The 20391-nt window shown below is 71.0% G+C and carries 18 protein-coding genes and 1 riboswitch; of the genes, 6 read left to right on the top strand and 12 right to left on the bottom strand.

The genetic code is table 11. The annotated features are described in order from the left end of the window. Positions 1–671: 671 nt before the first annotated feature. On the bottom strand, positions 672–1274 hold the full coding sequence (locus FLX08_RS42195) for a hypothetical protein (protein WP_244312798.1): 603 nt from the start codon (positions 1272–1274) through the stop codon (positions 672–674). Here FLX08_RS42195 and FLX08_RS21565 point away from each other — a divergent pair. Next, the gene (locus FLX08_RS21565; RefSeq protein ID WP_244312797.1) at positions 1167–3014 is read left to right on the top strand and encodes an HNH endonuclease signature motif containing protein; all 1848 of its coding nucleotides are present in this window, start codon (positions 1167–1169) and stop codon (positions 3012–3014) included. The two genes, FLX08_RS42195 and FLX08_RS21565, sit on opposite strands and share 108 nt — an antisense overlap. A gap of 339 nt (positions 3015–3353) precedes the next feature. Next, a riboswitch (cyclic di-AMP (ydaO/yuaA leader) is annotated at positions 3354–3496 on the top strand. Positions 3497–3746: 250 nt separating this feature from the next. Then, positions 3747–4481, top strand: coding sequence for a CHAP domain-containing protein (locus FLX08_RS21560; protein WP_244312794.1), 735 nt, complete (start codon positions 3747–3749; stop codon positions 4479–4481). Positions 4482–4548: 67 nt separating this feature from the next. Here the strand turns inward: FLX08_RS21560 and FLX08_RS21555 are convergent, their stop codons facing one another. From FLX08_RS21555 to FLX08_RS21545, 3 genes are all read right to left on the bottom strand, one after another. After that, positions 4549–5196, bottom strand: coding sequence for a DUF305 domain-containing protein (locus FLX08_RS21555; RefSeq protein ID WP_142620681.1), 648 nt, complete (start codon positions 5194–5196; stop codon positions 4549–4551). Positions 5197–5356: 160 nt separating this feature from the next. Then, the gene (locus FLX08_RS21550; RefSeq protein ID WP_142620680.1) at positions 5357–6013 is read right to left on the bottom strand and encodes a hypothetical protein; all 657 of its coding nucleotides are present in this window, start codon (positions 6011–6013) and stop codon (positions 5357–5359) included. Positions 6014–6089: 76 nt separating this feature from the next. Continuing rightward, positions 6090–7793: a M48 family metalloprotease gene (locus FLX08_RS21545; protein ID WP_142620679.1), complete on the bottom strand. Its 1704-nt coding sequence runs from the start codon at positions 7791–7793 to the stop codon at positions 6090–6092. Between the two features lie 440 nt (positions 7794–8233). Here FLX08_RS21545 and FLX08_RS21540 point away from each other — a divergent pair, with 440 nt between their 5' ends. Next, complete coding sequence (locus tag FLX08_RS21540) at positions 8234–9028, top strand: ArsR/SmtB family transcription factor (RefSeq protein WP_142620678.1); 795 nt, start codon at positions 8234–8236, stop codon at positions 9026–9028. Between the two features lie 60 nt (positions 9029–9088). On the opposite strand, the gene FLX08_RS21535 is transcribed toward FLX08_RS21540, so the two are convergent. Beyond that, positions 9089–10378, bottom strand: coding sequence for an extracellular catalytic domain type 1 short-chain-length polyhydroxyalkanoate depolymerase (locus FLX08_RS21535; protein WP_142620677.1), 1290 nt, complete (start codon positions 10376–10378; stop codon positions 9089–9091). A gap of 298 nt (positions 10379–10676) precedes the next feature. Between FLX08_RS21535 and FLX08_RS21530 the strand changes: the two genes are divergently transcribed. Further along, positions 10677–11477, top strand: coding sequence for an IclR family transcriptional regulator domain-containing protein (locus FLX08_RS21530; protein WP_142620676.1), 801 nt, complete (start codon positions 10677–10679; stop codon positions 11475–11477). 11 nt (positions 11478–11488) lie between these two features. Here the strand turns inward: FLX08_RS21530 and FLX08_RS21525 are convergent, their stop codons facing one another. From FLX08_RS21525 to FLX08_RS21495, 7 genes are all read right to left on the bottom strand, one after another. Further along, entirely contained in the window at positions 11489–12316 is an 828-nt protein-coding gene (locus FLX08_RS21525; RefSeq protein WP_167530511.1) for a class I SAM-dependent methyltransferase, read from the bottom strand. A gap of 92 nt (positions 12317–12408) precedes the next feature. After that, positions 12409–13089: a DUF6461 domain-containing protein gene (locus tag FLX08_RS21520; RefSeq protein WP_142620674.1), complete on the bottom strand. Its 681-nt coding sequence runs from the start codon at positions 13087–13089 to the stop codon at positions 12409–12411. 303 nt (positions 13090–13392) lie between these two features. Beyond that, complete coding sequence (locus FLX08_RS21515; protein WP_142620673.1) at positions 13393–14358, bottom strand: quinone oxidoreductase family protein; 966 nt, start codon at positions 14356–14358, stop codon at positions 13393–13395. Between the two features lie 159 nt (positions 14359–14517). Further along, the gene (locus FLX08_RS21510) at positions 14518–14877 is read right to left on the bottom strand and encodes a hypothetical protein (protein WP_142620672.1); all 360 of its coding nucleotides are present in this window, start codon (positions 14875–14877) and stop codon (positions 14518–14520) included. After that, positions 14874–15737: a DODA-type extradiol aromatic ring-opening family dioxygenase gene (locus tag FLX08_RS21505; protein WP_142620671.1), complete on the bottom strand. Its 864-nt coding sequence runs from the start codon at positions 15735–15737 to the stop codon at positions 14874–14876. Before FLX08_RS21505 ends, FLX08_RS21510 begins: the two co-directional genes overlap by 4 nt. Positions 15738–15754: 17 nt before the next feature. Further along, positions 15755–16591, bottom strand: a complete 837-nt coding sequence (locus tag FLX08_RS21500; RefSeq protein ID WP_142620670.1) for a citryl-CoA lyase — start codon at positions 16589–16591, stop codon at positions 15755–15757. Beyond that, positions 16584–17765: a CaiB/BaiF CoA transferase family protein gene (locus FLX08_RS21495; protein ID WP_142620669.1), complete on the bottom strand. Its 1182-nt coding sequence runs from the start codon at positions 17763–17765 to the stop codon at positions 16584–16586. Before FLX08_RS21495 ends, FLX08_RS21500 begins: the two co-directional genes overlap by 8 nt. Before the next feature lie 252 nt (positions 17766–18017). Here FLX08_RS21495 and FLX08_RS21490 point away from each other — a divergent pair, with 252 nt between their 5' ends. Together FLX08_RS21490 and FLX08_RS21485 are read left to right on the top strand one after the other, a co-directional pair. Further along, positions 18018–19466 carry an amidohydrolase family protein gene (locus FLX08_RS21490; protein ID WP_142620668.1) on the top strand — a complete coding sequence of 483 codons (1449 nt, stop codon included), beginning with the start codon at positions 18018–18020 and terminating at the stop codon, positions 19464–19466. Between the two features lie 260 nt (positions 19467–19726). Beyond that, a complete protein-coding gene (locus tag FLX08_RS21485) occupies positions 19727–20365 on the top strand; it encodes a hypothetical protein (protein ID WP_142620667.1) in 639 nt (212 codons plus the stop codon). Positions 20366–20391: the final 26 nt, after the last annotated feature.

The following is a 20391-nucleotide window of genomic DNA, read 5'->3' as shown; positions in this document are numbered from 1 at the left end:
TCGCCGCGTGGCAGGAGGGGCTCCGCGGACTGACCCTGTGATCGACCCTGCTGATCCACTCTGCTGATCGACTCTGCTGATCGACCCCGCACGCCGGCAGCTCCATCGGACTGCAGCAGCAGGTCGCGGCTGCGCTCCTGCAACCAGCGGGCGACGGCGAATAGCCGGCTCATCGCGCCGTGTCGTTTGACCGGCCGGTGCTTCGTCTATCGATGTTTCCGGGGTGGAGCGGAGCGGAGCGGAAGGGAACGAGGACCGCAGCGAAGGCCCAGCGGAGCGGGCTTCGCGAGGACCGGAGTTTCCTTGCGGCGCAGTGACCGACTTGCCCAAGATCCGTGGACACCCATAAGGTCGCCGGACCCTCCCGCTCCGACCGTCCTGCTCAGTCGCGCCAGTAGTCCTGTGCCGTCCGATCGTCCGGGTCTGACCGCCCTGCTCGGTCGCGCCAGTAGCCCTGCGCCGTCCCACCGTCCCGGTTCGACCGCCTCTGCGCCAGGCGGGACATGTGCCCGTTCTCTGCCTCGGCTGATGGTCCGTGGCTGGTGGTCCGTCCTCATCGCGTCCGGGCTCTCCCATGCCCACTGTGCCACAAGCCTGTAGCCCCAACTGAACCGCGTCATCCGGTTGCTAAGAGTGATGTTCGCAGGAGATAATTCAAACAGGATTTCGAATCAAGCGAGGAGGGCGTGATGGATCTGTTCGACATCGATCCTGAGCGCCTTCGTCGTTCGAGCGATGCCGACGGTGAGTGGTGGGACCGTCTGATCGCCAATTCGCCGCTGTGGTCGTCCGACGGCTCGTCCGCCCGCGAGCCCTTCCCGATCATCGGCTTCGGGCCCCTCCAGCGCACCGACGCGCCCGGTGCCGCAAGCACAGCCAGCCCGGGCATGCATATCGACGACGCAGATGCCGCGCGTGGGGCTGCCGCTGGCGCAGATGTCGCCCGTGAGGCCGCTGATGGTGCGGACGCTGCTGGCGCTGGCGCGGATGCCGCCCGTGGGGATGCTGATGGCGCGGACGGCCCGGGTGCGGGTGGCTCTGGCGCTGGTGCTTCCGATGTGGGTGGCCGTGGTCGCGGCCGTGTGCGGTCGTCGTGGGTGGTGGTGGGGTGTGTTCGTGAGGTGGCGCAGGAGCTGGCGCTGGCGCCGCTTCCCGACGATGTGGATATGTGTCTGGCTGAGGCGGAGGAGTTGCTGTTCGCGCGGGATCGGATCACGTGTGCGCTGGCCGACCGGGTAGGCCGGGTCCATCGTGCAGGGCAGGCCAAGCAGCATGGGCATGCCTCCACCCGCTGTTGGCTGCGTACCGCCGCCGGGATGACGGTGGGGGGTGCGGGCCGCCTGCTGATGTTGGGGGCTGAGCTGCCGCGCCTGCCGGTGGTGCGGGAGAAGTTCGCCGTGGGTGAGTTGGCGGCGGGGGTGGTGGAGGCCATCTGCGCCGCTGTCGCCGGGCTGACCGATGAGCAGGCGGCGCTGGCGGAGCCGATCCTGGTGGAGCTGGCCGGTAAGGCGGGGGCGGCGGAGGTGGCCAAAGCCGGCCGCCATTTGCGGGCGGTGCTCGACCCCGACGGCGAAGAACGCGATGAGCGGGCCGATTACGGGCGGCGCTTCCTGCGGGTCCGGCCCGGCAAGGGCGGCGGCGTGGAAGGGGAGTTCTACATTCCCCGTGAACCCGGCGCCCGCCTGATGACCCTGTTGCAGGAGTACGCCAAGAAGAAGGCCGACGGTGATGACCGCACGCTGACGGAGCGCCAGGCGGACGCCCTGATCGCCGCGCTGGAGCAGCAGATCGTCACCGAGCTCCTCGTCGTGGTCAGCGCCGAATCCCTCCCCACCGACCCCGAAAACACCGACCCGGCCACTGACGACCCCGCCGACGGCTTCGACGCTGCCGAGGCCGACGACAGCATCGACGACGTCAGCGACCCGGCCACCGACGACCCCGCCGACTACGCCCCCGACGCCGCCGGAAGCACCGACGAGCCGAGCCAGGCCGACGACACCGCCGACCACGTCGAAGACGCGCGGGATGCCGAGGGCTTCGAGGAAGGCCGGGACCGCACGGGCGACCCTGCGCTCGCCGAGGCCGACGACCTCGACATCCCGGAGGAGTTCGACGCTGCCGAGGCCGAGGCGGATGCCGGTGCGGGGAGCGCCGACGACACCGACGCCCCTGCACCCGCCGAGGCCGACGACATCAGCGACCACTTTGCGGACCTCAGCGACAGCGCCCCCAGCGGCTACGCTCCCGACGCGACCGGAAACCCCGAGGCCCCGAACGAGGCCGTTGCCACCGGCGACTGCGACGGCGACGCCGAAAGCGCCGACCCCGCCACCGGCTCCCCCTATGCCACGAGCGGACTTCGTGACGGGGAGTCTCGCGGCTGTGGAGCCGGTGAGCCCGGGACCGGTGAGCGGCGGCCCGGCGAGTGCGAGCCGCCGGGGGCGGCGTGGCCGGATCCTCCTCCCGAGGACGGCTCCGCGCATCACACCCACGCCGGGCCTCGGCCTGCGGGGGACTGCCGGCATGGCCAGGGCATACCGGGAGCGCTGGGTGCGTCGGCGGGCACGCTGTCTGGCGCGCTGCTTGGGGCGTCGTTGGGGATGGTGCCGGGGTTGCTGCTGGCGACCGGGCAGGTGCTGCCCGTCTCCAGCGTGCACCGCCTCGCCCGCACCTCAACCCTGGTCCGGATCGTCATGAACGCCGAGGGGCAGGTGCTGGACATGGGCCGCAAGGTCCGCTTGGCCACCCCCGCCCAGCGCAGGGCGGTGTTCGCGCGGTATGCCACCTGCTGGATCGACGGCTGCCCGCTTCCGGCGACCATGTGCCAGATCGACCACGCCGACAACTGGAGCACCGGCGGCCTCACCGACCTGAAGCTACTGGGTCCGGCCTGCCAGTTCCACAACCGCGACCGCTACCACCACCCCGACCGCTACACCCGCCGCCAAGTCGGCACCGACCGCTGGGCCTTCACCTATCACCGGATAGGGAGCAGGCGGCCGCGCGAGTGAGGCGGGAGGCGCAGTGGGCGACGCGCGGACAGGCCCGGCGACTACGCGAGTGGACGCGCGGACAGGCCCGGCGACTACGCGAGTGAGGGGAGCGCCAAGCTGCGCCAGCAGACCCGCGCCAGCAGAGCCGCGCGGTGCAGGCCCGCGTCGGCAAACCCGCGCCGTACGGCGCCGTGTGGCGCATCTCACCGCCGGCGGCCCGCGACCGGGAGGACCTGCGGAAGCAGCGAACGACGACAGCCGGAATGATCGCGTTTGCCGGGCTTTTGGTCGTGTCTTACTTGTTATCTACTAAGCTTCCCGTGTGTCTCGCCGGTGAGCGGTCCTCAACCCGAGGACGACCGGCGACCGCCGAATCCCGGAAGTCATCGATCCCGGGAACCGGGGACCCACGTCTCTTGGGGTGAATCCGGACCATCCGGTAGGGCTACTCCTGGCCCGAACCCGTCAGCTAACCCGGTAGGCGGCCAAGGAGAGGAGAGCGTGGAGTGCCGGCTCCACCTGCCCACCCGGTCCGCGTCGCGTCGCCGGACCACATGCCCGCCCTGGAACGTCTCCAGGCTTCCGGGGTGATGGCGCGCCCGTGACGGGCTGCCACATCTCCCGTTTCTGATTCCGCCCGCCGTGGCGTGTCCCCGGACGGTCATGCCGTCATGCCGTCACGCCGTCATGCCGTCATGCCGTCATGCCGTCATGCCGTCACGCCCACGGGCCGGTTCGTCACGTCTCGAAGTGCGCCATGAGGAGCCTCCCATTTCCACCGATCCGATAGCTCGACAGCTGCTCGACGCCGTACGTCCCGAACTGGGCTACCGCGAACGAGCCGGGAAACACACCAAGTTCGGCGAGTGGTACGCCGACAACGTCGCCAAGGACCCCGACTTCAAGGCCGCCCCGTGGTGCGACATGTTCGTCTCCTGGGCGGCGGACCGGGCCGGGGTGCAGGACCATGTCGGCGAGTTCGCCCTGACGACGCGGCACGCCAAGTGGTTCGAGAAGCACGACGCCTGGAGCGACGAGCCCGAGCCGGGCGCCGTGGTCTTCTTCGCCTGGTCGGGATCCAAGAAGATCCGCGACATCGACCACGTCGGCATCGTCGAGAAGGTCGTCGGCCGGAAGGTCCACACGATCGAGGGCAACGTCGACGGTGTGTGGCTGAAGCGCAAGGTCCGCGACACGAGCACGATCGTCGGGTACGGCCTGCCGCGCAAGGTCAAGGTCGCGCCGAAGACGCCGGTGACGATCCAGCCCGTGGCGGCCGTGAGCGCGAGCGTCCAGAGCGCCGCGGCGCCCGCCACCAGCAACATGGCGGCCACGCAGGGGACGCCGCTCGACGTCGTCTGGTCGCCGGGCGACGCCGTCCTGCCGGCCGGTCTGCTGTTCGCGGTGGTCTCCACCGCCGTGACCGGGATGCGGGTCAAGGCCGCGGCGGCGACGTCCGGCGGACGGCACCGCAAGCGCGGGTGACCTCCCCTTCCGGACGTCCGGCCGGTCCTGGGGACGTCCGGCCGGTCCGAAACGCCGATCCGGCAGGTCAACCAGGCAGGCTGCTCAGCATGCTCTTCATCTCCTTGATCTCGGCCGACTGGCTCGAGATGATCGACTCCGCCAACCGCCGGGCCGGCTCGTAGGTTCCGCCGCGCAGCTCGTCACGCGCCATGGTGACGGCGCCCTCGTGGTGCCGGATCATCATCGTGAGGAAGGCCCGGTCGAACTCCCGTCCGGACAGCCCTTCGAGACGACGCATGTCCTCGGGGGACATCATCCCGGGCATGGCGTGATGCGCCGGCGCCGGGCTCTCACCGGGCACCTGTTCGCCCCAGGCCGTGAGCCAGCCGCTCATCGTCCGGATCTCGGGTGCCTGTGCGGCCTCGATCCGCCGGGCGAGCCGCGCGACCCGCGCGTCCGCCGCGCGGTCCTCGGCCAGCCTCCCCATCTCCACCGCCTGCCGATGGTGCGGGATCATCATCCGGGCGAACATGACGTCCTGGTCGTTGTGGTCGGCCGTCGGCGTCGGCGTGGGCGTCGGTGTCGGTGTGGGCGTCGGCGTGGGGTCGCCGGGCGCGGTGAGCACGCCGGGTGAAGAAGTCGTCGCGGCCGAGGCGGCGGAGCCGTACGCGCCGACCGCGCCGACCAGCAGATCGGCCGTCAGCAGGGCGACCGGCAGGACACGTCCGTTCATCGGCCAACACCTCCGTACGTCCTGGCGGCTGGTCAAGGACCGTCACAGCCGCCCCGCCTGCGGTTCCGGCGGCGCCGCCACCACCCCGGTGGCCGTCGCCGCCCGGAACCGTGTGTGAAGGTGAACCAGGTCCTCCTGTCGTACCCGTGGAACGTTCCCGTCAGCCGTTGAACGTGATCCGGAACCGGTAGTTGTCGCCGTAGGTCGAGCCGCGGATGGTGAACGCCGCGCTCCCCGAGCTCACCCGGCCCGAGACCGTGGCCCCGGCGTTGACGGCGTAGAGGAAACGAGACGTGCCGAGATCACGGCAGGGGACGATGGTCTTCTCGCCGTAGAAGTGGTTGAACGTGGCCCCCTCGGCGCGGTGGCTGTCGACCAGCTTGCCGGACCAGGAGGTGCCCGATCGGCTGGTCACCCAGTAGCCCAGCAGGAGTTTCGGGTCGCGTACGTTACCGCCGAGATCGCGGGCCGACGCGGTGACGACGTGGGCGGAGCCGAACTGGAAGGACCCGAGGGCTCCGATGTCGCCCACGTAGAACTCCCAGTAGAAGGGGTTGCGCTCGACCCTGCCCGCGGCGGACTTGCGTGGACCGGTGACGAATTTCGCGGCCGCCTTGTATCGGCTGGTTCCGACGAACCGGTGCTCGCCCCAGAGGGGGCCTCCGCAGTAGTCGTAGACGTCGACCACCACGGTGGCGGTGCCACGATAGATCCGCAGGGCGGACTGCGCGCCGGCCGCCGGGCCGGACGGGACCACCGTCCCGAGGGCCGCGGTCACCGAGACCGCCGCCGCTAATCCGAATTTCCGTGTCTTCATGAGAAATCCCCTCCTTGTCGCACCGTCGGACGACGGTCGCGTTTCAGGTCCGGTGTGCGTTTCCCGATGTCCGGAATCAGCCGGTCGGCGCGCCGCCCAGGAAACTCGTCAGATAGAGCGCCAGCGGAAGTGCGGTGGCCAATACATAAGGGATGAACGGGACATTGCCCTGATCGGTGTGGCGCGTCCGGACAATCCACGGCCAGACGACCAGCAGCACCGCGCTCCCGGAGAGGATGAGCCGGTCGAAGGCGAGCGCCTCGACGATGCTCCGGAACACATGGGCGATCGCGGTGCCGGCGTCCTCACCGGTGAGCATGAACGCTGGGAGGGCGACGGCCGACACCAGCGCGAGCCGGACGACGAGGGTCGCGGGCCACGCCACGGCCAGCCCGGTGAGGCCGTGGAAGCGTCCTTCGGCGGCCTTCCGGCGCAGCCCGATCGGCGGGTGGGTGAGCAAGCCGCTGACACGCCTCATCCGGTCGTGGGGCAGGGCCCGTTCGCGGCCCAGCGCCCGGATGAGCGCGTCGGCGCCACGCTGCCGGACCGCCAGCCGGTCCGCGCTGAGCTCGGCCAGCCACAGCGCCATGACCGGCAGGAGCAGCATCCTCGGCACGACGGTGGCGTGGACGAGAAGCTGCCCGGTCAGCAGGGACGCGGCCGGGCCCCCGAGCGCGGCGTACAGGGCGATCGGCAGCAGCCCGACCAGCACGAAGATCGGGCCCCAGACGCGCACCAGCCAGGCGAAGGGGCTCGCCAGGCCGACGACGTGGTGATCGCGTTGACGGCGGTGGGCGATCTCGTGCAGCAGCACGGCCTCGGCCGCCTCGGGGTCGGCCCGCCACAGGACTGTCAGCGGGAGGAACACGGCGATCCGCGCCTTCGTCCAGCCCGCGGGATAGACGCGCGCCAGCATGCGGGTGCTCTCGCTGAACCTGATCTCGATGGAAGGGTCGTGCCGCCGGACGAACGCGGCGATCTCCTCGATGACCGGGTTGTCGCTGACTCTCAGGTCGTGCCGCCGCTCCACGTGTCGTGCGCGAAGGCCTGGCACGAGCAGGCTCGCCGTTCCCCCGAGCAGGATCAGTACGGGAAACAGGTGGGCGATGCTCGCGACAGCGAGCACGATGCCCGCCGTGCGGGCGGCCCCCAGGGGGCTGTGCGTCATCAGGGACCAATACTCGCCGGCCTGCCGGATCCAGTCGCTGAGCAGCCCGGGTGCTCCGGCCAGAAGGCAGGCGGTCAGGTAGAACCAAAGCCACGGCGGCAGCATCCAGGAGCGCGATCGCCCGCCGGCGGGGCGTTCCGGCAGAGGCAGCGCGGGTGGCGTGGCCAGGAGAGCGGAGAGCAGCGCCTGGATCTCCTCCGGGGTGTTGCCCGGTTCGAAGACCGTCTCCAGGAGCCGGAAGGTCTGTTGCCGGGCTCTCTCGCCGCTGAGGCCGTACGCGATCAGGCGCTCCGTAAGGGTGGCGATCGCCTGGTCCAGCAGGCGCGCCTGGTCGGGGTTCGCCCGGCCGGGCGACGAGGGGCCGGACGACGTGGGGCCGGGCGACGCGGGGCCGCCGGTGGCGATGGTTCGCGCAGGCGAGGCGGTTTCGCCGCCGCGCCTCGCCTGGACGAGGGCATACACGGCGAGCGTGTTCCCGATCATCCCGTCCGCGAGAAACGTGTGCAGGTGATCGGCGACGGCACGCAGTGCGTCGAGAATGACCGGAAGCTCGCCGATTCCCGCGCCGGCCGCGAATCCCCCGGTTTCCCCGCCGTCTCCGGGATCGAACAAACGACGGCGGCGTTCCCCTCCTTCGGCATACGCGGAGCCGACCTCCGCGGCGAAATCTATTTCATGAGGTGTCAGACGCTCGGCGAGGCGCCGGGACCATGCTCCGACGACTTCCACGGAACTCCTCCACAGGGACGGTGGGAACCTCACCGTAAAAGGCCACCGTGGTCTCACCAATGACGTGTGCATACACGGTTGGTCACGCCCTGTGTCGATTCAGAGGCGGTGGCGACATTAATGGCAGAGGAGAGTAATGACCGACTAATTCCAATACGCGACTTACATATAGGCCACTCGCCTGATGCCGTATTCACGCCTTTTGTGGTGCATCGCGTTCCCCGTCGCCTGATCATCCGGTGGGGGTGAGCGAGGTTGACATGCAGCCGCACGGCTGCCTATGGTTCATGCAGCCAAAGGGCTGCATGTCCGGGATGGGGAAGATGGACGAAGTGTTCAAGGCGCTGGCCGACGTCAGCCGCCGCAGGTTGCTGGACAGCCTGAACGCCCGCAACGGCCAGACGCTGCGCGAACTGTGCGCGGGGCTGGACATGGCGCGGCAGTCGGTCAGCAAGCACCTGGCGGTGCTGGAGGCGGCGAACCTCGTGACCACGGTGTGGCGTGGCCGGGAGAAGCTGCACTACCTCAACGCCGTGCCCATCAACGCCATCGCGGACCGCTGGATGAGCAGGTTCGACCGCGAGCGGGCCCGTGCTCTTACCGATCTCAAGTACGCATTGGAGCAGGAGCCGATGAGCGACCCCGAGTTCGTCTACACCACCTACATCAAGACCACGCCCGAGCGGTTGTGGCAGGCCCTCACCGACCCCGGCTTCACCCGGCGCTACTGGGGCCTGTCCTTCGACACGGACTGGCGAGCCGGGGCCCCGATGACCTGGCACCAGGGCGGTGTGGCGATCGCCGATCCCGAGCAGGTGGTCGTCGAGTCGGACCCGGGCCGCCGTCTCTCCTACACCTGGCACTCCCTCACGCCCGAGTGGGCCGAGGCGGTCGGCCTGGGAGAGGACGTGCTCGCCAAGCTGAAGACGGAGCGCAGGTCACGGGTGACGTTCGAGATCGAGCAGATGGGGGAGACGGTCAAGCTGACGGTCGTCCACGACGGCTTCGACCCCGGCAGCGCCCTGCGGGAGATGGTCGCCGGGGGCTGGCCCCAGGTGCTGTCGGCCCTCAAGACCCTGCTGGAGACGGGCGAGCCCCTCCCGGCCGTGAGCGCGTGACGCGTGGGCCGCGCCCCGGGCCCCGGCCTATCGGGGAGCGGGGCCCGGGGCGCGGCAGGTTCAGCACTGGCCGTCGGCGAGAACCCAGTAGTCCGGGCCGGTCTGGCGCAGCGCGTGCGTGATGAAGGTGTTCCACAGGCCCATCGGGTCGTTCGACCCCTTGGCATAGGTGTAGCCGCCGGACTGGTACGCCCGCCCGGCGGTGGTGTGGGCGTAGTTGCCGGCCCGCACGCACGCGCCCGGCGGCGTGGCACTCGACGAGCTGCTCGGCGAAGGGCTCGGCGAAGGGCTCGGCGAAGGACTGGGCGTGACGCTGGGGGACGGGCTGGGCGAGGCGCTCGGTGAGGGGCTGGGCTGCGCGCCGCCGTCGAGGCCGAAGAAACGGGCGTCGTGGTAGGCCGAGCAGATCGTGTCGGGAAAGTACGCCGCGGTGGCCCCGCACTGGTCGGCGGCGCCGCCCGGGTCGACCGGCAGGCCGTGGCCCATGCCGCTGATCTCGTAGAGGCGCACGTCGTCGTCGCCGTACACCTTGAGGGTCGTGCCGCCGGTGAGCGACCGGGTGGCGGTGGGAGTCTGGGAGACGCCCCGCACGTTCGTCCACTGGTCGCGCAACTGGGCGCCGTTGGCGGGGACGACCGTGTAGTCGGACTGGCCCTGCCAGACGGCCACCCGCGGGTAGGGCCCGGAGTAGCCGGAGTAGGCGTTCCGCACCAGGTCGCCCCACTGCTGCGGAGTCCTGTTCGTCGGGCCGTACTGGCAGCCGGACGCCTCGGTCAGGCTGCTCGCGCAGCGGTAGGCCAGGCCGGCCCCGACCGATCCGGCGGCGAAGACGTCCGGGTACGTCGCCAGCATGACGGCGGACATCGCCCCGCCGGCGGACAGCCCGGACACGTAGACCCGCGCGGGGTCGGTCCCGTAGGTCGCGACCGCGTACGCCACCATGGCGCGGATGGACGCGGCCTCGCCCTGCCCCCTCGTGGTGTCACCGGTCTGGAACCAGTTGAAGCAGCTCGACGAGTTGTTGGCGCTTGAGGTCTGCGGCAGCACCAGGGCGAAGCCCCACTGGTCGGCGTACTTGCGCCACCCGGAATTGGCGAAGTAGCCGCTCGCGTTCTGCGTGCAGCCGTGCAGCAGCACCACGAGCGGCCGGCCCGCGGGCAGGTTGTCGGGGCGGTAGGCGTACATCGCCAGGTTGCCGGGGTTGGATCCGAAGGAGCCGACCTGCGTCAGCGAGGCGGCCCGCGCGGGCGGGGTGATCAGGGCCGTGCCGAGCAGGCCGGCGAGGACGAGCAGGAGGGTCGTGAGGGCGAGGGCCGCGCGCGGCGGCCGTACGGGGAAGGACGTGACCATGGGGGCTCCTCGGATGACCTGGCGCACCGATCCTTTCCGCGCACGGTAGGTCGGCGGTCGTCCTCCCGACATGGCGGCCGGACACACTTCTCACGGTCCTGTCATGGCGTTGTTAGCACTCCGACCGAGCGGACACAGGTCCGCGTGGCGGTCATGCCAGGGCATGTCGTCCGCCGACCGGCCTGTCACGGCGATGTGACGCTGCTCATCTCAGGCCACGCAGAGCGCCGACAGGCGGACAGCCAGCCGCGGGCAGGGTCTAAGGTTGACTCGGCGAGTTCGAGCGGAAGAGGCGTTCATGGCACGAGGCGACACCGGACCTGACTTCATCGAGGCGCTCGCGCGCGGCCTCGATGTCATCAGGGCGTTCCAGCCGGGGCGTCCGGTGATGTCCCTGACCGAGGTGGCGGCGGCGACCGGCCTGGCCCGCCCCACCGCGCGACGCATCCTGCTCACGCTGCAGGAGCTGGGGTACGCCCGCTCGGCGCAGGGCGGCTTCGCGCTGACCCCGCGGGTGCTCGAACTCGGCGTCTCCTACGTCCGCTCCATGGGCCTGTGGGAGGTGGCCCGGCCACACCTGGAACGGCTCGTCGCCCAGACGAACGAGTCGTCGTCGATCGCCCAGCTCGACGGGTCCGACATTGTGTACGTCGCCCGCGTGGCCGTGCCGAAGATCGTCGCGCTCTCGGTGCAGATCGGGACGCGGTTCCCCGCGATGCAGACGTCCCTGGGCAAGGTGCTGCTGGCCGCGCTGCCGCCGGACGAGCTGGAGCGGGTGCTGGCGGAGCCGAGCCGGTCGGGCATCGAGCCGCGCTGGCGGCCCGGCCCGCAGGAGCGCGACGCCCTGCTGCGCGAGGTGCGGGCGAAGGGCTGGGCGCTGACCGACGAGCAGCTCGCGCTCGGGATCCGCTCGGTGGCCGCGCCGCTGCGCGACGGCTCCGGCAACGTCATCGCCGCCGTGAACGTGAACAGCCACGCCGCCGAGACCTCGCTGGAGAAGCTGACCGAGGAGCACCTGCCGCTGCTGCTGAAGACCGCGGGCGCGATCAGTGCTGACTGGGCCCTCTACGAGTCCGTCCCCCAGGTCACCGCCTCCTAGGTACCCGCAGTTCACGGCATGGCTGCCGCTTCGCGGCGGCCCGCCCGCCCGGGCTTGCGGGCGTAGACGTATATGACCGGCAGATCGAAGGCGTCGGGCTCGTTCAGCAGCTCGGAGACCCGAGCATGGTAACGCGCCTCGAAGGCGGCCGTTTCCTCCGGGGAGAGCGACGCGACTTCCGAGTAGTTCGGGCTCACCACATGGCCCCGCCACAGGTCCGCCGCGTTCCTGGGCGGGAGCGCGATCACATCCGGCACGGCCCGTTCGTAGACCAAGCCGGCCTCGGCCACCGCCGTGCGGCTGCTGTCCTCCGTGCCCACCTCGGCCATCGGATCGATGAGGGCGAGGCCGAAGTCCCTGGCGCATTCGCGGAACACGCGCGCCGCGCGGGGGAAGCCGGCCCGCATCGCGGAGAAGCCGAGCAGCCCGCCCGGCTTCAGCACCCGACGCCAGGCGGCGAACGCCGCCGAGGCCCGCAGATAGAGCAACCCCGCACAGCACAGGACCACGTCGAACGCCTCGTCGTCGAACCCATCGAGAGCGGTGGCGTCCGCCTTCACATAGCTCACGTTGGTCAGGCCGGACGCGGTGAGCAACCGGTCGGCCTCCCGCAGCATCCCGGCCGAGATGTCCACGCCGACCACCTGACCGGAGGGACCGACCGCCCGTGCCGCGGCCAGCGCCGCCAGCCCCGTGCCGGTGGCGGCGTCCAGCACGCGCATCCCGGGCGTGAGGCCCGCGAGTTCCACCAGCCGCTCGGCGTAGCCGGCGTGCCAGCTCAGCTGCCCGTAACCGGCGGCTCGCCCGTCGAAGTACGACTCCGTTCGCCTGTGATCCATAAGCCCATCATGTCCGCCCGGCGAAGGGCACGGCCCTTTCCGTCGCCTACGGCCGTCCTGTCGAGGCCGTAGAGGCATTTCCCCAATGCGCGTCAGGCCAGCTCCGGAAAGGTGCCGTCGGGGCTTTCGTAGTAGCGGGCAATGGAAGCGCGGTGAGGTAGGCCGCCGGGCTGGAGGTGGCGGGGTTCCAGCCGGACGCCGGTACGTCGTTCGGCGAGCGCCAGAGCGCCCTCGATATATGGCGGGAAGGCTTCCGGGTCCGGGTCGAAGTCCCAGAGCATGCCCAGCTCTTCGAGGTCCCGCTTGAGTCGTTCGGGGTCGGTGCTGTCGCTCCAGTGGGCGAACATCGGGTCGAACCGGTCGACGATGCGACCGTCCATGGCGTGGACGAAGTGGGAGTGATGGTTGACGTTGCGCTCCACACTGGCGATCGATGTCCCCTGCGACAGGGCGTGCACCACGTCACGCAAGATCCCGGCGAGGCCGCACTCCACCATGATCGACCCGCCTGGCGCGCGGCCGACTTCTACCGTGCCGAAACCTTCCTGTTCGGGGTTCTCGGCCAGCCCGAGCCGGCGCAGCACCTCTTCGGGCGTGAGTCCGGCGATGAACGTGAAACAGAACGCTGCCGGTGCCCAGCTCCACCACGCGTAATCGTCCGTGCTCGCGCGAGGGTCTCCGGCGACGATCATCGAATCCTCGGTGTGGTGGCCGGTCGTGGCCGAAGCGGTGGGGATCCGATGGCCGCAGTTCTCTTCCGTCTCGTCGTACAAGGCCAGGTGCGTGGGACACGGCCACGTACGGCAGGTGGGACACGTCTGTACGGCATCGAACGTGCAGGCGTCGCAGCCACGGGGCATTCGCTCGCGCATGACATGGCGAGAGCACGGGCGAAACTGGGCGACGGTCCCCAACTGGTGAAGGGCATCGACCCGGGCGACCGCGTGCGCGGCCCTTTCTCCTGACGATTCCGGCACAGGAATCTCCCGATGATCCTGGAAGAGACGAGGATTCCTGATTATCCAGGGCGGGTCCGGCTCGGGTGCCACCTGCGCGTACGGCCTCCGGAGGCATCTCTAGGACGCCGGGGCGGGGATCAGGACGATCCGGCCGGAGGCGGTGCCGCTCGCCTGGCGCTCCCAGGCGGCGCCGGCGTCGTCCAGCGGGATCGTCTCGTAGGCGACGGACAGCCGTCCCAGCGCCGCCTGCTCGGCGACGAAGACGATCGAGGCGGCCCGCTGCTCGGGGGTCAGCTCGTTGTTGGTGTATCCCAGCAGCCGCAGCGACCTGCTGCGCAGCGTGGAGGAGTCGATCGGGCAGGTCTCGTCGGCCGAGGAGCCGAGGTTGACCCACCGGCCGCCCTGACGCAGTGTGCGGGCCGCGGCGGCCGCCGCCGGGCCGAAGAGCGGGTCGAGCACCAGGTCGGCGGGCCCGTCACAGGCCTCGGCGAAGCGCGCTGCCAGCGTGGAGAGGTCGTCGGTGTCGAGCGCCACCACGGCGTCCGCACCCGCCTGCCGGGCGCGTTCGCGAGCGGCGGGGGAGCGGGCCCCGGCGACCACCCTGCGGGCCCCGGCGATGCGCGCGATCCGTACGGCGGCCTGCCCGACGACGCCGCCCGCGCCGAGCACCACCACCTGCTCGCCGGCGGCGAGCTCGCCCCGCCACGTCAGCGCCATGTGCGCGGCGACGGCCGAGAGCCCGAGCGCGGCCACCGCGACCGGATCGGCCTGCGCGGGCAGTTCGACGAGGTCTTTCGCCGGCACCGCCGCGAACTGCGCCATGCTCCCGTCGCCCGGCGCCATGCCTGCCGAGGTCGCGAACCACACCGGCCGCCCGCCGGCGACGCCGGCCCCCTGCACGCCCGGCACGTACGGCGTGCGCGGCCTGCCGAAGTAGGACGTGCCGCTCGCGCACAGCAGGTCGAGGGGCGTGACCGGCGCGGCGCCGACCTCGACCAGGGTCTCGCCGGGCCCGGTGGCGGGCACGGGCAGGTCGGCCACCACCGGCGGCCTGCCGGGTTCCACGATCTGTGCCGCCCGCATGTTCCACCTCTCCCCTCGGATCCCCTCGAATCCCCTCGAATCCTTCGAATCCCCTCGAACAACACGGCATGTGGTCATCGGCGAGAGCCGCCGGGCGCGCACCGCACGGCGTGCCCGGCGTCCCGCCGCCCGGCCCGCCTCGGCGGCGGGCAGGTCCGATCAGGTCGCGATGTCGGGGTACGGCAACGTCATGTGGGCCAGCCGCCGGGCGTACTCGGTCTGGAAGCCCAGCGGCTCGTGGTCGCGCTCGAACATCGCGATGAACAGTGTGAGCGTGAGGAACGGGTGCGCGCCCAGCTCGAACAGCTTCGGGTAGTCGTGCGCGGCCAGGGCCTCGCGCTCGGCGTCCTCGAAGCGCAGCCAGGTCGACGCCTCCCCGCCGTGGCAGTTCAGCAGCCGGTTGGCGTGCTCGGCCTCCCACCACTCCACGGTGCCCCGGGGGTCCTCGCGGTAGCGCTCGACCAGTTCCGGATCGCGGTCAACAGTGAACAGGAACTTGTTCAGCAGATACTTGCTCACGCCACGCCTCCGTTGGGGTACCAGGTGAAGTAGGCCTCCATCGTGTGGAACAAGTCGTAGGTGTCGGCGTAGTCGGCCTTGGCGCCCTCACCGGCCACGCCCATCATCAGCATGAAGTCCATGAAGCCGTGGGTGGCGTTGCCGGGCAGGTGGAGGCTGTCGAGCGTGACCTCCGACAGGCAGCCCTCGATGTCGCCCGAGGAGATCCACTCGACCGCCCTGCGGTCGAACTCGGGGTCGGGCCCGTGCGGCCCGAACTGGCGCGGCCCGCCGAGCTCCAGCGACAGGTGCCCGGTGCCGATCACCGCGACCCGCTTGTCGGCCGGCCACGACTCCACCAGCTCGCGGATCGTACGGCCGAGCTGCACGAACCGCTTCGGCTGCGGCAGCGGCGGGGCGAAGATGTTGGTGTAGATCGGCACGATCGGCAGGTCGTTCTGCGGCCGCAGCGTGATGATCGGGCACGTGATCGAGTGGTCGATCCGCAGCTCGTTGGAGAAGGCCAGGTCGAAGCCCGCGTCCAGGCCCTCCCGCAGGATGTACGCCGACAGGTCCTCCTGGCCGGTGAAGAACATCCGGGGCAGGCCGAACTCGCGTTCCTCGTTGTACCAGTTGGCGTCGTAGAAGGGCGCCTTGCCGACGAGGAACTGCGGCATGTTGTCGAGCCAGAGCTGGTGGAAGTGGTCGGAGCCGACCATGACCAGGACGTCGGGCCGCGCCTTCGTCAGCGTCTCGCGGAACGCCTCGACCTTGCGCACCCACTCGTCGGCGAACGGCGGGCGGTCCTCGCCGGTGGCCGTGCTGGCGCGGTAGTAGAACGGATGATGGGTGGACGCGATCACCGCGACCAGTTGGGCCATGCGAACCTCCAGTGGCGTCAGGGGGTGTAGGGCTCGGGCTCGACGGACCGGTTGTTGAGGTCCACCGACAGGAAGATCTCGTTCGCCACAGGGCGGCGCAGCTCCTCGGCGAGCTGCCCGATCAGGCCCGCCGTACGGGCGAGCAGGGCGAAGCCGCGCAGCAGTTCGAGCGGCAGGCCGAGGTCGGCGAGCGCCGCGCCGCACACGCCCGCGCCGTTGAGCGGCAGCTTCTTGCCCAGCACCTCGGGATGCACGCGGCCGATCGCGGCGAACAGCGACAGATGCGGCCCGACCAGGTTCTCCTCGGCGGCGATCTCCATCAGCCGGGGCGTGCGGGGGTCGCCCTCCTTGTGCACGTGGTGGCCGAGGCCGGGGACGAACCGCCGTGCCTGCCGCTGGGCCCGCACGGTCTCCAGGGCCAGCGCGTCCCAGCCGGCGTCGTCGGACGGCAGCGGCCCGTCGTGCGCCTCCAGCACGTCGTGCAGGAACCGGCCGCAGTCTTCGGTCACGCCGAGGAAGCGCGACCCGCCGCCGAGCAGCCCGGCCGCGAGCGCGCCCTGGATCGAGTCGGGCGCGGACAGGTACGTCAGCCGGGTGACGATCGCGGTCGGGGTGAACCCGTGGTCGGCCAGCGCGGCGAGCACGGCCTCGAACACGCGGGTCTCGCCCGGCGTGGGGCGCCGCTGGGCGGCGAGCCAGAACGCGAGCTCGCCGAACCCGACCTTGCCCATGACGTCCTCGGCGAGGTCGCAGCCGAGCAGGGTGATCGACCTCAGCGAGGACGCGCCCAAAGCCGTCGGATACTGCGCCGTGGGGTACGACGGCCGCTCGATCGTCTCCGGCCCGTCAGACATCGTCGTCCTCCTCCTGAGTCAGCCATTTACGCAGCTCGTCCCCGTGCTCGTCCAGCTCCGGAGGCGGCAGCCGATAGGAGGCGGGGGTCGCGGAGAACCGGATCGGGTGGCGGGTGGTCGGGACCGCACGGTCGCCCTCGCCCACCTCCACGATCGGGTCGAGCCCGAAGCGCTCGGCCATGGCGAACCCGCCGTCGATGGTGTTGATCGGCCCGCACGGCACCCCGGCCGCCACCAGCAGCTCGAACCACTCCAGGGCGCCGCGCGTGGCGAGCCGTTCGACCAGGATGGGCCGCAGCTCCTCGCGGCGCGCGGTGCGGTCGGCCATGCGCGCGAAGCGCGGGTCGCCGGCGACCTCCGGGATGCCGAGCACCTCGCACAGCTTGCGGAACTGGCCGTCGTTGCCCGCCGCCACGATGAGGTCGTTGTCGGCCGTGGGCAGCGGCTCGTAGGGGAACACGCTCGGGTGGGCGTTGCCCATGCGGTAGGGGACGACGCCCCCGGCGACGTACGCGGAGCTGTGGTTGACCAGGCCGGTCAGCGCCGAGGACAGCAGGTTGACCTCGACGTGCTGGCCCTGCCCGGTCGCGTCGCGGTGGCGCAGGGCGGCGAGGATGCCGATGGCGGCGTGGTTGCCCGCCATGACGTCGAAGACGGAGATCCCCGCGCGGTACGGCGGCCCGCCGGGGTCGCCGGTGAGGCTCATCAGCCCCGACATGGCCTGCACCATGAGGTCGTAGCCGGGCACGTCACGGCCGGCGCCGGAGCCGAACCCGCTGATCGAGGCGTAGACCACGCCGGGGTTGGCCGCGCTGACCGAGCCGTAGTCGAGGCCGTACTTGGCGAGCCCGCCCGGCTTGAAGTTCTCCACCAGCACGTCGGCGCGGCGGGCCAGCTCCCGGGCCACCCTCGCGTCGCCGGAGTCCCGCAGGTCGAGCGCGATCGACCGCTTGCCCCGGTTGACCCCCAGGTAGTACGTCGACACGTCGCCGCGCACCGGCGGCATCCAGGTGCGGGTGTCGTCCCCCTTGGGTCCTTCGACCTTGACGACCTCGGCGCCCATGTCGGCCAGCAGCATCGTGGCGTACGGCCCGGCCAGGACCCGCGAGAAGTCGGCCACCAGCACGCCGGACAGCGGCCCGCCTCCCCGCTCGGGCGCGGTGTCGTCTGTCATCCGGCTCCCCCTTCTTGCTGTCACAGCAGTGTCCGCTCAACGGACATCAGTCCGTGAGGCCGATTCTGGCACAGGCGGTCCGGCCGTCAAATGCGCCACCGGTTCTTCGTCGTGTGACGATGCGGAAACCGATGGTTGACAGCGGGGACGGTGCTCGCGAAAGTAACAGCGGAAGCAGCGCTGACCGTAGAGCGGACAAGTGTTCGTCATCGTTGAGCGCGCTCGGGCCAGTGCAAGGTGAGGAGTTCGACGATGAACGAGCCGACCGATTTCGGACCGGGCCGGCCGGTGCTGCTGCGCGGCGGCACGGTGCTGCCGATGGACGACGCGCACAGCGTGCTGCCCGACACCGACGTCCTCGTCGTCGGCGACCGGATCGCCGAGGTGGGGCCCGGCCTGCCCGCGCCGGACGGCGCCGTGGTCGTCGACGCCACCGGCGGCATCGTCATGCCCGGCATGATCGACACTCACCGGCACATGTGGCAGACGGCCATGCGCGGCTACGGCGCCGACTGGACGCTGACGCAGTATTTCGTCTGGTACTACCTGGAGTACGGCAAGCTCTGGCGGCCCGAGGACGTGCACGCCGGCAACCTGCTGGCCGCGATCGAGGCGATCGACGCCGGCGTCACCACGGTCGTGGACTGGTCGCACGGGCTGCGGACCGTGGACCACGCCGACGCGGCCGTCGACGCGCTGCAGGCGGTGCCCGGCCGGTTCGTGCTCGCCTACGGCAACATCCAGGCCCCGCCGGCCGAGTGGACCGGCGCGCCGGAGTTCCGCGACTTCATCAGCCGCCGCATCACGGGCGACGACATGCTGGGCTTCCAGATCGCCTTCGACGTCACCGGCGACCCCGCCTTCCCCGAGAAGCCGGCCTTCGAGGTGGCCCGCGACCTCGGCGTACCGGTCACGACCCACGCGGGCGTGTGGGGCGCGACCAGCGACGACGGCATCCGCCTCATGTACGAGAACGGCTTCATGACGCCCGAGACGGTCTACGTCCACGCCGCCTCGCTGGCGGCCGACTCCTACCACCGCATCGCCGCCACCGGCGGCTCGATCTCGGTCTCCACGGAAAGCGAGCAGAGCGCGGGCCAGGGCTACCCGCCCACCTGGGCCATCCGCGCCCACGACATCCCGGTCTCGCTCTCGATGGACACCAGCGTCTGGTGGAGCGGCGACCTGTTCTCGGCGATGCGCACCACGCTCGGCGCCGACCGCTCGCGCGAGCACATGGAGGCGCACACCAAGGGCGAGACGGTCACCCACTGCAGCCTGCGCGCCGACCAGGTGGTCGACTGGGCGACCCGCGGCGGCGCCCGCGCCATCGGCCGCGGCGACGACCTCGGCAGCGTCGCGGCAGGCCGGAAGGCGGACATCGTGCTCATCAAGAACGACGCCTCGCCCGTGTCGTTCCCGCTGCTGAACCCGTACGGGCACGTCGCGTTCCAGGCGCAGCGCGGCGACGTGCACACGGTCCTCGTGAACGGCCGCGTGGTGAAGCACGAGCACCGCCTGGTCGGCGTCGACCTCGCCGCGGCGCGGCGCGAGGTGGAGCGGACCGTCGAGTATCTGCGCTCGACGATGGGCGAGGAGGCATGGCAGAAGGGGATGAACCCCGACATCCCCGAGACGAAGATCCTCGACAACCCCTACACGTACACCGACTACCACAGCTCCTCGACCCGCAGCCGCTGAGCTTTCGCCGGGCTTGCGGCGAGCTTTCGCCGAGCTGGATCGTCGAGCACTGCCGGCGCGTCCTGGAGCCGGGTGAGCACTCAGGTCCATGAGCAGGATCGGGCGACTCGTACCGACATCGCAGGTCCGGCGCTTTGTGGGAGATTCATGATTGTTTAGCCGTCTATGTGAAATTCGGTCACGGGTGGGGTTAGGGTGGGCAGCCACCCGCGGAAGCCGTGGAGGTTTCCCCCGAACACGACCGCTGGGAGTTGTCTCACATGCAAGGGCGCGTCCCGTCACAGACGAGCCACGATGACCGGTTCCGGCAGGAGATCCTCTCCAGCCAGGAGGAGCCGCCCCCCAGGACCAAGAACACGAAGCCCGTCGTCATCGCCGCCGTGGCCCTGGTGGCCGTGCTGGCGGCCGGGGGAGCGGGCTTCGCGCTGCGCGGCGGGTTCGGTCCCACGGACCCGCCCGCCGGAGCCGGGGCCGGGCAGTCGGCCCCCGCGCAGGACGCCGGTTCCGCCGCGGACGGCGGACAGGGCGACGAGGGCGGGCAGGACGCGGAGGGCCCGGTGGACCAGGGCGCGGCGGACCAGGGCCCGGCCGACCAGGGTTCGGCGAATGAGGGCGCGGCCGACCAGGGCTCAGGGGATCAGGGGGCAGCCGACCAGGGCGCCGGCGGGGACGGCTCCGGCGGATCGCAGGCGTCCGGTGGAGGCGGCGCGGACACCGCCTCCTCGGGCGGCGGCTCCGCCTCCGGCGGGAAGAGCACGGGCCACGCCGGCACCGGCTCGTCGGGCAAGACGGGCGGCGCCTCGAAGGGCGGCAGCGGTCAGGACCAGGGTGAGGTGCCGTCCGGCGCCGACGGAACCCCCGGGCTCATCCCCGGAGCCTGCGCCGCCTCGGGCTGCTGAACCCCGGATCCCGCGTCCGAGCCGCG

This window comes from Microbispora hainanensis, from assembly GCF_006874475.1.
Classification (GTDB): domain Bacteria; phylum Actinomycetota; class Actinomycetes; order Streptosporangiales; family Streptosporangiaceae; genus Microbispora; species Microbispora hainanensis.
Note: the sequence above shows the minus strand (reverse complement) of the source record. Positions and strands in the feature narration are given on the sequence as shown.

Coding starts and splice junctions, on each gene's coding strand:
- FLX08_RS21525 (WP_167530511.1), bottom strand. CDS start 12,316: ATGGATCACAGGCGAACGGAGTCGTACTTCGACGGGCGAGCCGCCGGT.
- FLX08_RS21500 (WP_142620670.1), bottom strand. CDS start 16,591: ATGTCTGACGGGCCGGAGACGATCGAGCGGCCGTCGTACCCCACGGCG.
- FLX08_RS21565 (WP_244312797.1), top strand. CDS start 1,167: ATGTGTCTGGCTGAGGCGGAGGAGTTGCTGTTCGCGCGGGATCGGATC.
- FLX08_RS21555 (WP_142620681.1), bottom strand. CDS start 5,196: ATGAACGGACGTGTCCTGCCGGTCGCCCTGCTGACGGCCGATCTGCTG.
- FLX08_RS21485 (WP_142620667.1), top strand. CDS start 19,727: ATGCAAGGGCGCGTCCCGTCACAGACGAGCCACGATGACCGGTTCCGG.
- FLX08_RS21495 (WP_142620669.1), bottom strand. CDS start 17,765: ATGACAGACGACACCGCGCCCGAGCGGGGAGGCGGGCCGCTGTCCGGC.
- FLX08_RS42195 (WP_244312798.1), bottom strand. CDS start 1,274: ATGCTGCTTGGCCTGCCCTGCACGATGGACCCGGCCTACCCGGTCGGC.
- FLX08_RS21505 (WP_142620671.1), bottom strand. CDS start 15,737: ATGGCCCAACTGGTCGCGGTGATCGCGTCCACCCATCATCCGTTCTAC.
- FLX08_RS21530 (WP_142620676.1), top strand. CDS start 10,677: ATGGCACGAGGCGACACCGGACCTGACTTCATCGAGGCGCTCGCGCGC.
- FLX08_RS21550 (WP_142620680.1), bottom strand. CDS start 6,013: ATGAAGACACGGAAATTCGGATTAGCGGCGGCGGTCTCGGTGACCGCG.
- FLX08_RS21540 (WP_142620678.1), top strand. CDS start 8,234: ATGGACGAAGTGTTCAAGGCGCTGGCCGACGTCAGCCGCCGCAGGTTG.
- FLX08_RS21535 (WP_142620677.1), bottom strand. CDS start 10,378: ATGGTCACGTCCTTCCCCGTACGGCCGCCGCGCGCGGCCCTCGCCCTC.
- FLX08_RS21515 (WP_142620673.1), bottom strand. CDS start 14,358: ATGCGGGCGGCACAGATCGTGGAACCCGGCAGGCCGCCGGTGGTGGCC.
- FLX08_RS21490 (WP_142620668.1), top strand. CDS start 18,018: ATGAACGAGCCGACCGATTTCGGACCGGGCCGGCCGGTGCTGCTGCGC.